Source organism: Actinotalea caeni (genome assembly GCF_009733795.1).
Taxonomy (GTDB): Bacteria; Actinomycetota; Actinomycetes; order Actinomycetales; family Beutenbergiaceae; genus Pseudactinotalea; species Pseudactinotalea caeni.
This window is the reverse complement of the sequence record NZ_WNXX01000010.1, coordinates 58,859-70,635: the sequence shown is the minus strand read 5'-3', so window position 1 is coordinate 70,635 and position 11,777 is coordinate 58,859. Positions and strand designations below refer to the sequence as shown.

Here is an 11,777-nt window from a genome sequence, read left to right as displayed (position 1 = left end):
CGGCGACACGGGCTTGGCGAGACGGGCCGCCATCGGTATCTTCGCTCCTTGTACTGCAGCGGGGCCTCGCCCCGTGCAGTCACCGACCAGGCCCGCGCGTTCACTAGAAAACGGGGTCCCAGCAGTGGGGCAGCGGACCGAAGGATGCGCGGGCCGGTCGGTGCCTGGTGGCCCGGCTCCGGGAACGTATCCTGACCGGCATGCCCACGTCGCCACCGAGCCGGCTCACCACGGTCGTCGCCGCGATCCTCGGTGGCCTCCTCACGGACACGGCCTTCCCGCAGCGGAACTGGTGGCCGATGGCGATCCTCGGGTTCGCGCTGCTCGTCGTCGCGATGCGTCGCGACTCGGCGCGCTGGGCTGCCCTGGTCGGCTTCGGCTGGGGGCTGGCGTTCTTCCTCCCGCACATCTGGTTCGCCAACGAGGCGGTCGGTGTGATCCCGTGGCTCGCGCTCTCGGTGGCCGAGTCGGGCATCGTGGCCGCGACCTGTGCGGTCTGGGCGTGGGCCCGGCGTGGCAGCACGCTGCGCGAGCGGCCGCTGCTGCAGGCGCCGACGCTCGGCGTCGTCTGGGCGGTGGGGGAGCAGGTGCGGCAGGTCTGGCCGTTCGGCGGGTTCCCGTGGGGGCGGCTGGCGTTCTCGCAGACGGAGTCGCCGCTGCTGCGGCTCGCGTCCCTCGGTGGCGCGCCGCTCGTCTCGGCGGTGGTGGCGACGCTCGGTACCCTGCTCGTCACGGGGGTGCTGCTGCTCCGCGAGGCCGAGGTGCTGCGCGGGCTGCTGGCGCCCGCGATCGTCGCGGCCGTCCTCGGGGCGAGCCTGCTGGTGCCGCTCGGCACCAACGCCTCGGGCGGCACCATGCGGATCGGCGCGGTGCAGGGCAACGTGGCCGAACCGGGGTTGGGGGCCTTCGCGAACGCCTACGAGGTGCTCTCCAACCACGTGGCCGGCACCGAGGCGCTCGTGGCCGACCCGACCAGCGGTGACCTCGATCTCGTCGTCTGGCCCGAGAACGCCTCCGACTACAACCCGCGCGTCAACGCCGACGCGCAGGCGCTGGTCGAGCAGGCCTCCCAGGCCGCCGGGGTGCCGCTCCTCATCGGGACCGACCGCTACGAGGACGGCGACGAGATCCGCGAGCGCTACAACGAGATGGTGCTCTGGATGCCGGGCGAGGGCGCGACCTTCGCCTACGCCAAGCAGATCCCGGCGGCCTTCGCCGAGTACATCCCGATGCGCGACGTCGCGCGCGTCTTCAGCGACGCGGTCGACCTCGTCTCGGTCGACATGGTGCCGGGCTCCGAGATCGCCGTCGTCCCGGTACCGGTCGCGGCGCTCGAGCGCGACGTCCTGGTCGGGACGGTGATCTGCTTCGAGGTCGCCTATGACGCCCTCATCCGGGAGGCCGTGGTCGGCGGTGCCGAGGTGCTCGTCGTCCCGACGAACAACGCCTCCTTCGGCTACACCGCCGAGTCCGAGCAGCAGCTCGCGATGTCGCGCTTCCGCGCGGTGGAGCACGGCCGCGCGACCATCCAGATCTCGACGGTCGGCGTCAGCGGCGTCATCGCACCGAACGGGGTGCTGCTCAGCTCGACCGAGCTGTTCACCGCGGACCACTTCGCGGCCTCGGTGCCGCTGCGCACCGAGATCACGGTCAGCGACCGCCTCGGCGACGCGCCGGTGGTCGTCTTCACGCTGCTGACGGCGCTGGCGTTCCTCGCCGGTGTCGCCACCGCGCCGCGCACGGTCAGGCGCGTGCGCCGGTGAGGACGCTCGTCATCGTCCCGACGTACGACGAGCGGGAGTCGCTGCCCACCACGCTCGCCGCGCTGCGCGAGCGCGTCCCCGACGTCGACGTGCTCGTCGTCGACGACGCCTCGCCCGACGGCACCGGTGAGTGGGCCGAGGAGGCAGCGGCGTCCGACCCGCGCCTGCACGTGCTGCACCGGGCTGGCAAGGAGGGGCTCGGGCGCGCCTACCTCGACGGCTTCCGGTGGGCGCTCGAGCGCGACTACGACGCCGTCGTCGAGATGGACGCCGACGGGTCGCACCGCGCCGAGGACCTCCCGCGGCTGCTCGTCGCCGCCCGGCCGGGTCCCGACGGCGTCTCTCCCGACCTCGTGATCGGGTCGCGCTGGGTGCCGGGCGGGGCCGTGGTGAACTGGCCGTGGACGCGCCAGCTGATCAGCCGGCTGGGGACCGCCTACGCGCGGCTGGCGCTACGGCTGACGGTGCGCGACGCGACCGCGGGCTTCCGGGTCTACCCCGCCGCGACGCTGCGCCGGCTGCCGCTGGCGGAGGTCGAGTCGCAGGGCTACTGCTTCCAGATCGACATGACCTGGCGCGTGGAGCGCTCGGGCGGGCGGGTCGTCGAGGTGCCGATCACGTTCGTCGAGCGCACCCAGGGGCGATCGAAGATGAGCCGGGCGATCGCCTGGGAGGCGATCACCCGGCTCACGAGATGGGGTGTCGAGGATCGGTGGCGCCGCGTGCGGCGCCGGTTCGTCGGTCGTCAGGCGCTGCGGCGCCGCGCCTGACCGCTGCGCAGCAGCTCGAGCCGCTCGTTCAGCAGCTCCTCGAGCTCGCCGATCGTGCGGCGCTCGAGCAGCATGTCCCAGTGGGTGCGCTGCTTCTTGGTCGGCTTCGGCTCTGGGCGCGTGGCGTCGCGGAGCAGAGCCTCGCCGCCGCCGGGGGCCTCCCAGACGGGCGGGATCTCCGCGTCAGCGGCGAACGGGATCACGATGACCCGGCCGTCGGGGCAGTCGTAGACCGCCTCGACTCGGGGGGCGAGCTCGACGCCGACCTCCGACTCCAGGCTGTTCGCACCGATCTTCATCCCTCGCAGGGAACGCTCGGCCATGATCTCCTCCTTCGTGCACGGGTGGACGCGTGGGTGTGCTCGACCCGCACATGTGGTTCAACGAACCATCATCCAGCGGTGTTCCACCGAGGTGGTGAAGGTGGTGTGAAGCCTTGCCACCCGATCTGGGCAGATCTCGCCCCCGGACGGTGGCCTAGCCTGCTGCCATGGAGATGACCTACCGCCAGCTGGGCCGCTCCGGGCTCACCGTGTCGACCGTCGGGCTGGGGTGCAACGCGCTGGGTCAGACGATCGCGCCGGACGACGTCCCCGCGGTCGTCGACGCCGCTCTCGACGCGGGCATCACGCTCTTCGACACCGCCGACGTCTACGGCGGCACACCCGGGCAGAGCGAGGAGCTGCTCGGGAAGGCCCTGGGTCGCCGTCGTGACGACGTCGTCGTCGCGACGAAGTTCGGCATGGACATGCAGGGCGCCAACGGGCCGGACTGGGGCGTGCGCGGCTCGCGCCGCTACATCCGCCGCGCCGTCGAGGCGTCGCTGCGGCGGCTCGGCACCGACCACATCGACCTCTACCAGATGCACCGCTACGACCCGGTGACGCCGCTCGAGGAGACCCTCGCAGCGCTGCAGGAGCTCGTCGCCGAGGGGAAGGTGCGGTACCTGGGCTCGTCGAACTTCACCGGCTGGCAGATCGTCGACGCCGACTGGGTCGCGCGCACGGCCGGGGGCACCCCGATGATCTCGGTGCAGAACGCCTACTCGCTGCTCGACCGCCGTGTCGAGGCCGAGGTGGTGCCGGCCGCCGAGCACGTCTGCGCGGGCATGCTGCCGTACTTCCCGCTCGCCTCGGGGCTCCTCACCGGCAAGTACCGCCGCGGCGAGGAGGCGCCGGAGGGCACCCGGCTCGCGAGGCGCCCGGAGCGGCTCGCCGCCGCGGACTTCGACCGGATCGAGGCGATCGCCGCCTTCGCCGAGGCCCGCGGGGTGGCGATGGCGACCGTCGCGATCGGCTGGCTGGCGGCGCAGGACGTCGTCGGCTCGGTGATCTGCGGCGCCTCGCGCCCCGAGCAGGTGCGCTCGAACGCTGCGGCGCTGGGCTGGCAGCCGAGCGTCGACGACCTCGCGGAGCTGGACGCGCTCACCGGCGCCGACGCATGAGCGTCGTCGTGTCGGTGAGCGCCGACGCCACGCACCGCTTCAGCAAGGAGCCGCAGGCACGGATCACGCTGGTCGAGGGCCTCGGGGTTGCCGGCGACGCGCACGCGGGCGCGACCGTGCAGCACCGCTCACGGGTGCGCCGCGACCCCACGCAGCCGAACCTGCGCCAGGTCCACCTCATCCACGCCGAGCTGCTGGAGGAGGTCAACGCCCACGGCCACGAGGTCGCCCCGGGCACGCTCGGCGAGAACGTGCTGACCCGGGGCGTCGACCTGCTCGCGCTGCCGCGCGACACCCGGCTGCGGATCGGTCAGGCCGTGCTGCGCGTGACGGGGCTGCGCAACCCGTGCCGCCAGATCGACGACGCGAGGCCTGGGCTGCTCGCGCGCGTCGTCGGACGCGGGCCCGACGGCAGCGTCGTGCGGCGCTGCGGCGTGATGGCGGTCGTCGAGCGGGGCGGCGACATCGCCCCCGGGGACGCGATCGTGGTCGAGATCCCGCAGGGTGCGCAGGAGCCGCTGCAGCCGGTGTGACGGTGCGCCGGCTCAGCCGGCGAGGTCGCGCGTGAGGAAGACGCTCGCGGGGTCCGGACGGTAGTCGGCGAACGGCGGCCCCGCGACGAACCCGTAGCGGGCGTAGAGGCGGCGGGCGGGCGCGAACCCGTCCTGGCTGCCGGTCTCGAGGCTGAGCCTCGTCCAGCCCCTGTCCCTGGCCTCGGCGAGCAGGTGCTCGAGCATCGCCGCCGCGACCCCGCGCCCGCGCAGCGACGGCACCGTCCGCATCGACTTGATCTCCCCGTGCCCGTCGCCGAGGTCCTTGAGGGCGCAGCAGCCGGCGAGCTCGCCGCCGTCCCACGCCGTCCAGAAGGTGACGTCGGGTCGGCGCAGACCCTCCAGGTCGAGCGCGTGCATGCTCTCGGGCGGCGACATGGCGGCCATCTCGCTGAGGTGGTCCTGCAGCAGCCGGTGCACGGCTGGGCGGGACAGGTCGTCTCGCTCGATCGTGAGCGTCACGGGTTCGCGCAGGTGCATCGCCCCAGTGTGCGCCGCGCATGTGACGATCATGTGACGGACCCGCGCAACGGCTGCGCGACCCCCGCCGTCGGTCGGGGTGCACGCGCTCGCCCTGGTTAGCCTGGCGAGATGCCCTCCCGCCCGCAGAGCACCGGACGGGGCGCCCCGGCGGCGTCCCGGCTGCGCGCGATGGACGCCTTGCGGCTGCTCGCCGCGGCCGCCGTCATGCTGTTCCACTTCACGGCGCGCGACCACGCACGCTGGGGCGAGGACGTGCTGCCGGCCGACGTGTTCGGAGGCGTCGCCGACGTCACGCGCTACGGGTACGCCGGCGTCCACCTGTTCTTCGTCATCAGCGGCTTCGTCATCCTCATGTCGGTGTGGGGGCGCACCGTGCCGCAGTTCGTCGCCTCGCGCGTCAGCCGGCTCTACCCCGCGTACTGGGCGGCGGTGCTGCTCTCGGCGACCCTGCGCTGGTGGTGGCCCGGCTTCGGCGCGGCCACCCCCACCGAGGTGCTCGCCAACCTCACGATGGTGCACGAGCCGTTCGGCGTGGCCAGCGTCGACGGCGTGTACTGGACGCTCTGGGTCGAGATGCAGTTCTACCTGCTGGTGCTGGGCCTGGTGCTGTGGGGTGTCACCGCCCGCCGCGTCGTGGTGCTCGCCGCCGTGGTGCCGACGGTGCTCACGACCGCGTCGCTGCTGCTGCCCGAGCTCGACGCCCGGGTGAGCGTGCTCGGCTGGTCGCCGCTGTTCGGCGCCGGCATGGTCCTCTACGTCATCCACCGCGAGGGGTCGACGGCGTCGCGCTGGGCGGTCGTCGCGCTGTGCGCCGCGCTGGCGGCGGCGCGCTCGTCGCTGCGGGTCGCGCACGCGGTCGAGCAGGTCGCGACCGGCACGGTCCAGCCGTGGCTGCTCGGTGGCATCGCGGTCGCGGTCGTCGGGGTCGTGGCGGTCGTCGCGCTGGTCCCGCGGGTGCGTGACCTCGACTGGCGCTGGCTGACCGCGCTGGGCGCGCTGACCTACCCGCTCTACCTCACGCACGAGTACGTGGGCTGGGCGGTCATCGAGGTGCTGGCGCCGCGCGCCGGTCGCTGGCTCACGCTGCTGCTCGCGGTCGCCGTGTGCGTCGCCCTCGCCTGGCTGCTGCACCGGCTCGTCGAGGAGCGCACGCACCGCCCGCTGCGGCTGTGGGTCGAGCAGCGGCTCACGGGTGCCGCCCGGCGCGAGCCCGCGCGTGCAGGTGCTGCCGACGCCGCGGCGCGGTGAGCCGCCGCCACGCGCCTGTCAGCGCGTCGCGGCGCGCAGCCGCTCGCCGAGCGCCCGCACCTCCTCGGCGAGCTCGGGCGGCGACACGACCCGGAAGGGCGCCCGGATCTCGGCGAGCTTGACGGCGTACCAGTCCGGGGTGCTGGTGGTGCCGACGAGCCGGGTGCCCCCGGGCACCTCCTCGAGGCGGCCGAGCTGGCGCGGCAGCCACCAGCGCACCTGCTCCAGCGGCGCCTCGACGACCACCTCGACGGCGAGCTCCCAGCCCTCCGAGAGGTGCTCCTCGACGGTCGCGGCGGCGTCGAGACCCGCGGGGACCTCGACGCCGTGCTCCTCGAGGCGCACGTCGCTGATCCGGTCGACGCGGTAGAGCCGGCGCGCGTCCCGGTCGCGCGACCAGCACAGCAGGTACCAGTAGCCGCGGCGCGGCACGACCGCCCACGGGTCCACCGTGGTGCGGAACGAGCTGCCCGCGCGGTAGCGCAGCGAGACCCGCCGCCGGGTCGCGGCCGCCTCGGCCAGCCGCGCGACCACGACCGGGTCGACGTCGGCCTCCACCTCGGGCGGCGTCGTCACCTGGCGCAGCGCCTCCACGGCGGCGGCGAGCTCGGCGGGCAGCACCCGGGTGAGCTTCGCCAGCGCCCGCCCGGCGGCGTCGTCCGCGCCGTGGTGGCTCTCGACGGCGGCCATCGTCAGGCCGAGGGCCTCCGACATCGTGAACGTGAGCGGTGGCGGTCGGAACCCGCGCCCGATCCGGTAGCCGCCGTAGCGACCCGGCGTCGACTCGACCGGGATGTCGGCCTCGCGCAGGATCGCCACGTACCGGCGCGCGGCCCGGTCGGTGACGCCCAGCCGGCGCCCGAGCTCGGCGGCCGTGATGCCCGGGGCGTCCTGGATCGCGGCGAGCGCGCTGAGCGCCCGCGAGGTCGGGCTGTCGCCGTCGAGCCCCATACGCGGAAGCCTAACGTCCGCACCCCTCCGGCGCGCCGGACGCCGGCCGCCGTGCCGGAGGGTTGCGGCGCGGCGCGGTGCGGGCCGATCAGGGCGGGGGAGCGGGGAGTCGCCAGTCGGGCGGCGGGTCCTCGCCGACGCGACCGTCGACGGCCTCCCGCAGCAGGTCGGCGTGGCCGGTGTGCCGGGCGTACTCCTCGAGGAGGTCGACCACCAGCCGTCGGAGGCTGACCACGACACCCTGGTCGGCGCCGAGGGCGACCTGCTGGTCGAGACCGCCGGCGTCGACGGCGTCGGCGAGCCGCTGCCGCGACCGCGCGACGCTGCGGTCCCAGGTCGCGTAGAGGTCGGCCGCCGACATGCCGGTGGTGTCGAAGGTGTACTCCTTCGGGCTGCCGGCGTAGCCGGGCATGCCCGCCCAGGGCGGTCCGTAGCCCGCGCCGGAGAGGTTCGGGCCCCACTTCTCGTCCTCGACGCACGCGAGGTGCTTCATCAGACCGCCGAGCGTGAGGCTCGAGGCACCGACGGTGCGCGCGAGAGCGTCGTCGTCGAGGCCGTCGACCTTCCAGCGGAACGTCGCCCGCTGGCGGTCCAGGGCGCCGAGGAGGTGCTCGACCTCGGTGCCGTCGAAGGGTGGCTCCCACGGAGGCATCTCGTCCATGCCGGCGACCGTAGGCGGGTACCCGGACGGTCGGGGTCCGCGTTGCGGATCCGCCCCACCCGAACACTGGGACGGTGTCGATCCACGGCAGGGGGAGTGCGCCGTCGACGGCCGCGTGGCACGATCGGGAACCATGGCGAGCAGCGCGGAGTCCCAGCGGCTGCGCGACCTGCGGCTGCTGCGGCGGGTGCGGGACCGGATGGACCGCGAGCACGCCCAGCCGCTCGACGTCGCCGCGCTGGCGGCGGGCGTGCACATGTCGCCAGGTCACCTCAGCCGGCTGTTCAAGGAGGCCTACGGCGAGTCGCCGTACTCCTACCTCATGACGCGCCGCATCGAGCGTGCGATGACCCTGCTGCGGCGCGGCGAGCTGTCGGTGACCGAGGTGTGCTTCGCCGTCGGCTGCTCCTCGCTGGGGACGTTCAGCACGCGCTTCACCGAGCTGGTCGGGATGCCGCCCAGCGAGTACAAGGAGCGCGCCGAGGGCCTGGCGGGCATCCCCGGGTGCGACCTGCGGCGGGTGAGCCGACCGATCAGGAATCGAGAAGCGGCGCGTCCGCCCTCGGGCCTAGCGTGAGATCCATGGACATCACCATCCACACCGCGTTCCTGCCGCAGGACGACCCGGAGGCCGCCAAGGCCTTCTACAGCGGCGCCCTCGGCTTCGAGGTGCGCCAGGAGGTCGGCTACGGCGACATGTACTGGATCACCGTCGGCCCGCCCGGGCAGCCCGACGTGAACCTCGTGCTGCACCCGCCGGGCGCGGACCCGAACATCACCGAGGACGAGCGGCGGACCATCCGCGAGATGATGGCGAAGGGCACGTTCGCGAGCCTGCTGCTGGCGACGGACGACCTCGACGCCGCGTTCCAGCGGCTCGTCGAGCACGACGCGGAGATCATGCAGGAGCCGACCGACCAGGACTGGGGCGTGCGCGACTGCGCCGTCCGTGACCCTGCCGGCAACACGCTGCGGATCCAGCAGCGGTGAGCGCGCCCGCACCGCGCGACCGTGCCCAGCGCCGTCGCGACGTCGAGGCCCGGCTGGCGACCGACGTCGACGTGTGGGTCGCCACCGCCTCCGCCGACGGCGACCCGCACCTGATCCCGCTGTCGCACCACTGGGACGGCGAGACGCTGCTGCTCGCCACCGCCGCCGACAGCCCGACCGGTCGCAACCTCGCGCGCTCGGGGACCGTGCGGCTCGCGGCCGGGCACACCAGGGACGTGTGCCTCGTCGAGGGCACGGTGCAGACGCTGCCGATGGACGCCGTCGACGACGCCCGGGCGACCGCGTTCGCCGAGCACACCGGGTTCGACCCGCGTGGGCTGCGCACGCCGTACCACTGGTACCTCGTCACGCCGCAGCGTGTGCTGGCGTGGCGCGAGGAGAACGAGCTGGCCGGGCGCGAGCTCATGCGGGACGGACGCTGGACCGTCGAGACCATGGACGAGCGATGACGAGCACGAGCACTGCAGAGCGGACCAGCACGCCGACGGCGGCGGACCGCTACGACACGATCCGCGTGCGGGGTGCGCGTGAGAACAACCTCAAGGACGTCGACGTCGACATCCCCAAGCGACGGCTGACGGTCTTCACCGGGGTGTCGGGCTCGGGCAAGAGCTCGCTGGTCTTCGACACGATCGCCGCGGAGTCCAAGCGGCTGATCGACGAGACCTACCCGGCGTTCGTGCAGGGCTTCATGCCGACGCTGTCGCGGCCCGACGTCGACGCGCTCGACGGGCTGACGCCGGCGATCATCGTCGACCAGGAGCGGCTCGGGGCCAACCCGCGCTCGACCGTCGGCACGGTGACCGATGCGAACGCGTTGCTGCGGATCCTGTTCAGCCGGCTCGGGGAGCCGCACATCGGCTCGCCGAACGCGTTCTCCTTCAACGTGCCGTCGGTGAGCGCGAGCGGCGCGATCACCGTCGAGCGCGGCGGCCGCACGGTCAAGGAGAAGGCGACCTTCCACCAGCTGGGCGGCATGTGCCCGCGGTGCGAGGGCCGCGGCTCGGTGTCGGACTTCGACCTCACGGCGCTCTTCGACGAGACGAAGAGCATCGCCGAGGGCGCGCTGCTGGTGCCGGGCTACGGCCCGGGCACCTGGTACGCACGCATCTTCGGCAGCGGCGAGTTCTTCCCCGCCGACAAGCCGATCAAGGACTTCACGAAGAGGCAGCTGCACGACCTGCTCTACAAGGAGCCGACCAAGATCAAGGCCGAGGGCGTCAACGTCACGTTCGAGGGCCTGATCCCGCGGATCCAGAAGTCGTTCCTGTCCAAGGACGTCGAGGCGATGCAGCCGCACGTGCGCCGCTTCGTCGAGCGGGCGATCACGTTCGGCACCTGCCCGGACTGCGAGGGCACGCGGCTGGCACCGGAGGCGCGGTCGTCGCGGATCCGCGGCAAGAACATCGCCGACCTGTGCGCCATGCAGATCACCGACCTGGCGGCCTGGGTGCGCGAGCTCGACGAGCCCTCGGTGGCGCCGCTGCTGGAAGGTCTGCGCGACCTGCTCGACAGCTTCGTCCGCATCGGGCTGGGCTACCTCTCGCTCGAGCGGCCCTCGGGCTCGCTGTCCGGCGGCGAGGCCCAGCGCACGAAGATGATCCGGCACCTGGGCTCGGCGCTCACCGACGTCACCTACGTCTTCGACGAGCCCTCGATCGGGCTGCACCCGCACGACATCGCCCGCATGAACGAGCTGCTGCTGCAGCTGCGCGACAAGGGCAACACCGTGCTGGTGGTGGAGCACAAGCCCGAGATGATCGCGATCGCCGACCACGTCGTCGACCTCGGCCCGGGTGCCGGCAGCGCCGGCGGCGAGATCACCTACACCGGCGACCTGGCCGGGCTGCGGGCGTCGGGCACCGTCACCGGGCGCCACCTCGACGACCGGGCGCGGCTGAAGGACTCGGTGCGCTCCGCCGTCGGGGCGATCGAGGTGCGAGGGGCGAGCGCGAACAACCTCCGCAACGTCGACGTCGACATCCCGCTCGGCGTGCTGGTGGCGGTCACGGGTGTGGCGGGCTCGGGCAAGAGCTCGTTGATCGACGGCTCGGTCGCCGGGCGCGACGGCGTCGTGGTCATCGACCAGAGCGGCATCAAGGGCTCCCGGCGCAGCAACCCCGCGACGTACACCGGGCTGCTCGACCCGATCCGCAAGGCGTTCGCGAAGGCCAACGGCGTCAAGCCGGCGCTGTTCAGCGCGAACTCCGAGGGCGCCTGCCCGGTGTGCAACGGTGCCGGCACGATCGAGACCGACCTGGGCCCGATGGCGAGCGTGACGACGACGTGCGAGGAGTGCGGCGGGCGGCGGTTCCAGGCCGAGGTGCTCGAGTACACGCTCGGCGGCAAGAACATCGCCGAGGTGCTCGAGATGTCGGTCGGCGAGGCACTGCAGCTGTTCGGCGAGGGCGAGGCGCGCACGCCCGCCGCGACGGCGATCCTGGAGCGGCTGGCCGACGTCGGGCTGGGCTACCTCACGCTGGGGCAGGCGCTCACCACGCTCTCCGGGGGCGAGCGGCAGCGGCTCAAGCTCGCCACGCAGATGGGCGACAGGAGCGCCCAGGTCTACGTGCTCGACGAGCCGACGACCGGTCTGCACCTCGCGGACGTCGAGGCGCTGCTCGGCCTGCTCGACCGGCTGGTCGACTCCGGACGGTCGGTCATCGTCATCGAGCACCACCAGGCGGTGATGGCGCACGCGGACTGGATCATCGACCTCGGGCCCGGGGCCGGGCACGACGGCGGCCGGGTGGTCTTCGAGGGCACGCCCGCCGACCTCGTCGCCTCGCGGGCGACCCTCACGGGCCGGTACCTCGCCGAGTACGTGGCCTGACGTGTGCTTCCACGCGCGGATGGCGGCCGGGCCGGGAGGCGAGCGCACCGCCGGTGAGCCGG

General features: G+C 73.4%; 13 protein-coding genes. 9 read left to right on the top strand and 4 right to left on the bottom strand.

The features are described 5' to 3' along the window. Positions 1-200 precede the first annotated feature (200 nt). Together lnt and GPA02_RS10525 are read left to right on the top strand one after the other, a co-directional pair. Positions 201-1,763, top strand: a complete 1,563-nt coding sequence (gene lnt, locus GPA02_RS10530; protein WP_156199885.1) for an apolipoprotein N-acyltransferase — start codon at positions 201-203, stop codon at positions 1,761-1,763. Further along, on the top strand, positions 1,760-2,533 hold the full coding sequence (locus GPA02_RS10525; protein WP_156199884.1) for a polyprenol monophosphomannose synthase: 774 nt from the start codon (positions 1,760-1,762) through the stop codon (positions 2,531-2,533). The genes lnt and GPA02_RS10525 overlap by 4 nt, the downstream gene beginning before the upstream one ends. Here the strand turns inward: GPA02_RS10525 and GPA02_RS10520 are convergent. Beyond that, complete coding sequence (locus tag GPA02_RS10520) at positions 2,509-2,856, bottom strand: RNA polymerase-binding protein RbpA (RefSeq protein WP_156199883.1); 348 nt, start codon at positions 2,854-2,856, stop codon at positions 2,509-2,511. The two genes, GPA02_RS10525 and GPA02_RS10520, sit on opposite strands and share 25 nt — an antisense overlap. A 173-nt stretch (positions 2,857-3,029) precedes the next feature. Between GPA02_RS10520 and GPA02_RS10515 the strand changes: the two genes are divergently transcribed. Together GPA02_RS10515 and GPA02_RS10510 are read left to right on the top strand one after the other, a co-directional pair. Beyond that, positions 3,030-3,977, top strand: a complete 948-nt coding sequence (locus tag GPA02_RS10515) for an aldo/keto reductase (RefSeq protein ID WP_156199956.1) — start codon at positions 3,030-3,032, stop codon at positions 3,975-3,977. Next, positions 3,974-4,510, top strand: coding sequence for an MOSC domain-containing protein (locus tag GPA02_RS10510; protein WP_156199882.1), 537 nt, complete (start codon positions 3,974-3,976; stop codon positions 4,508-4,510). The genes GPA02_RS10515 and GPA02_RS10510 overlap by 4 nt, the downstream gene beginning before the upstream one ends. A 12-nt stretch (positions 4,511-4,522) precedes the next feature. On the opposite strand, the gene GPA02_RS10505 is transcribed toward GPA02_RS10510, so the two are convergent. Beyond that, the gene (locus GPA02_RS10505) at positions 4,523-5,008 is read right to left on the bottom strand and encodes a GNAT family N-acetyltransferase (protein ID WP_156199881.1); all 486 of its coding nucleotides are present in this window, start codon (positions 5,006-5,008) and stop codon (positions 4,523-4,525) included. A gap of 111 nt (positions 5,009-5,119) precedes the next feature. Here GPA02_RS10505 and GPA02_RS10500 point away from each other — a divergent pair, with 111 nt between their 5' ends. Beyond that, entirely contained in the window at positions 5,120-6,259 is a 1,140-nt protein-coding gene (locus GPA02_RS10500; protein WP_156199880.1) for an acyltransferase family protein, read from the top strand. An 18-nt stretch (positions 6,260-6,277) separates the two neighbouring features. Here the strand turns inward: GPA02_RS10500 and GPA02_RS10495 are convergent, their stop codons facing one another. Then, a complete protein-coding gene (locus tag GPA02_RS10495) occupies positions 6,278-7,210 on the bottom strand; it encodes a helix-turn-helix transcriptional regulator (protein ID WP_156199879.1) in 933 nt (310 codons plus the stop codon). Between the two features lie 88 nt (positions 7,211-7,298). After that, positions 7,299-7,871, bottom strand: coding sequence for a mycothiol transferase (locus GPA02_RS10490; protein WP_156199878.1), 573 nt, complete (start codon positions 7,869-7,871; stop codon positions 7,299-7,301). 133 nt (positions 7,872-8,004) lie between these two features. Here GPA02_RS10490 and GPA02_RS10485 point away from each other — a divergent pair, with 133 nt between their 5' ends. The 4 genes from GPA02_RS10485 to GPA02_RS10470 are packed head-to-tail and all read left to right on the top strand — an operon-like array spanning position 8,005 to position 11,715. Continuing rightward, on the top strand, positions 8,005-8,448 hold the full coding sequence (locus tag GPA02_RS10485) for a helix-turn-helix transcriptional regulator (RefSeq protein WP_156199877.1): 444 nt from the start codon (positions 8,005-8,007) through the stop codon (positions 8,446-8,448). A 5-nt stretch (positions 8,449-8,453) separates the two neighbouring features. Then, positions 8,454-8,861 (top strand): VOC family protein, encoded by a 408-nt coding sequence (locus GPA02_RS10480; RefSeq protein ID WP_156199876.1) that lies wholly within the window; start codon positions 8,454-8,456, stop codon positions 8,859-8,861. Then, positions 8,858-9,331 (top strand): pyridoxamine 5'-phosphate oxidase family protein, encoded by a 474-nt coding sequence (locus tag GPA02_RS10475; RefSeq protein ID WP_156199875.1) that lies wholly within the window; start codon positions 8,858-8,860, stop codon positions 9,329-9,331. The genes GPA02_RS10480 and GPA02_RS10475 overlap by 4 nt, the downstream gene beginning before the upstream one ends. After that, positions 9,328-11,715, top strand: a complete 2,388-nt coding sequence (locus GPA02_RS10470) for an ATP-binding cassette domain-containing protein (RefSeq protein ID WP_156199874.1) — start codon at positions 9,328-9,330, stop codon at positions 11,713-11,715. Before GPA02_RS10475 ends, GPA02_RS10470 begins: the two co-directional genes overlap by 4 nt. The last annotated feature ends 62 nt before the right edge of the window (positions 11,716-11,777 follow it).

What these genes read in the sequence shown, in the direction of transcription:
- lnt (WP_156199885.1), top strand. Translation starts at nt 201, where the DNA reads ATGCCCACGTCGCCACCGAGCCGGCTCACCACGGTCGTCGCCGCGATC.
- GPA02_RS10520 (WP_156199883.1), bottom strand. Translation starts at nt 2,856, where the DNA reads ATGGCCGAGCGTTCCCTGCGAGGGATGAAGATCGGTGCGAACAGCCTG.
- GPA02_RS10515 (WP_156199956.1), top strand. Translation starts at nt 3,030, where the DNA reads ATGACCTACCGCCAGCTGGGCCGCTCCGGGCTCACCGTGTCGACCGTC.
- GPA02_RS10510 (WP_156199882.1), top strand. Translation starts at nt 3,974, where the DNA reads ATGAGCGTCGTCGTGTCGGTGAGCGCCGACGCCACGCACCGCTTCAGC.
- GPA02_RS10505 (WP_156199881.1), bottom strand. Translation starts at nt 5,008, where the DNA reads ATGCACCTGCGCGAACCCGTGACGCTCACGATCGAGCGAGACGACCTG.
- GPA02_RS10500 (WP_156199880.1), top strand. Translation starts at nt 5,120, where the DNA reads ATGCCCTCCCGCCCGCAGAGCACCGGACGGGGCGCCCCGGCGGCGTCC.
- GPA02_RS10495 (WP_156199879.1), bottom strand. Translation starts at nt 7,210, where the DNA reads ATGGGGCTCGACGGCGACAGCCCGACCTCGCGGGCGCTCAGCGCGCTC.
- GPA02_RS10490 (WP_156199878.1), bottom strand. Translation starts at nt 7,871, where the DNA reads ATGGACGAGATGCCTCCGTGGGAGCCACCCTTCGACGGCACCGAGGTC.
- GPA02_RS10485 (WP_156199877.1), top strand. Translation starts at nt 8,005, where the DNA reads ATGGCGAGCAGCGCGGAGTCCCAGCGGCTGCGCGACCTGCGGCTGCTG.
- GPA02_RS10480 (WP_156199876.1), top strand. Translation starts at nt 8,454, where the DNA reads ATGGACATCACCATCCACACCGCGTTCCTGCCGCAGGACGACCCGGAG.
- GPA02_RS10470 (WP_156199874.1), top strand. Translation starts at nt 9,328, where the DNA reads ATGACGAGCACGAGCACTGCAGAGCGGACCAGCACGCCGACGGCGGCG.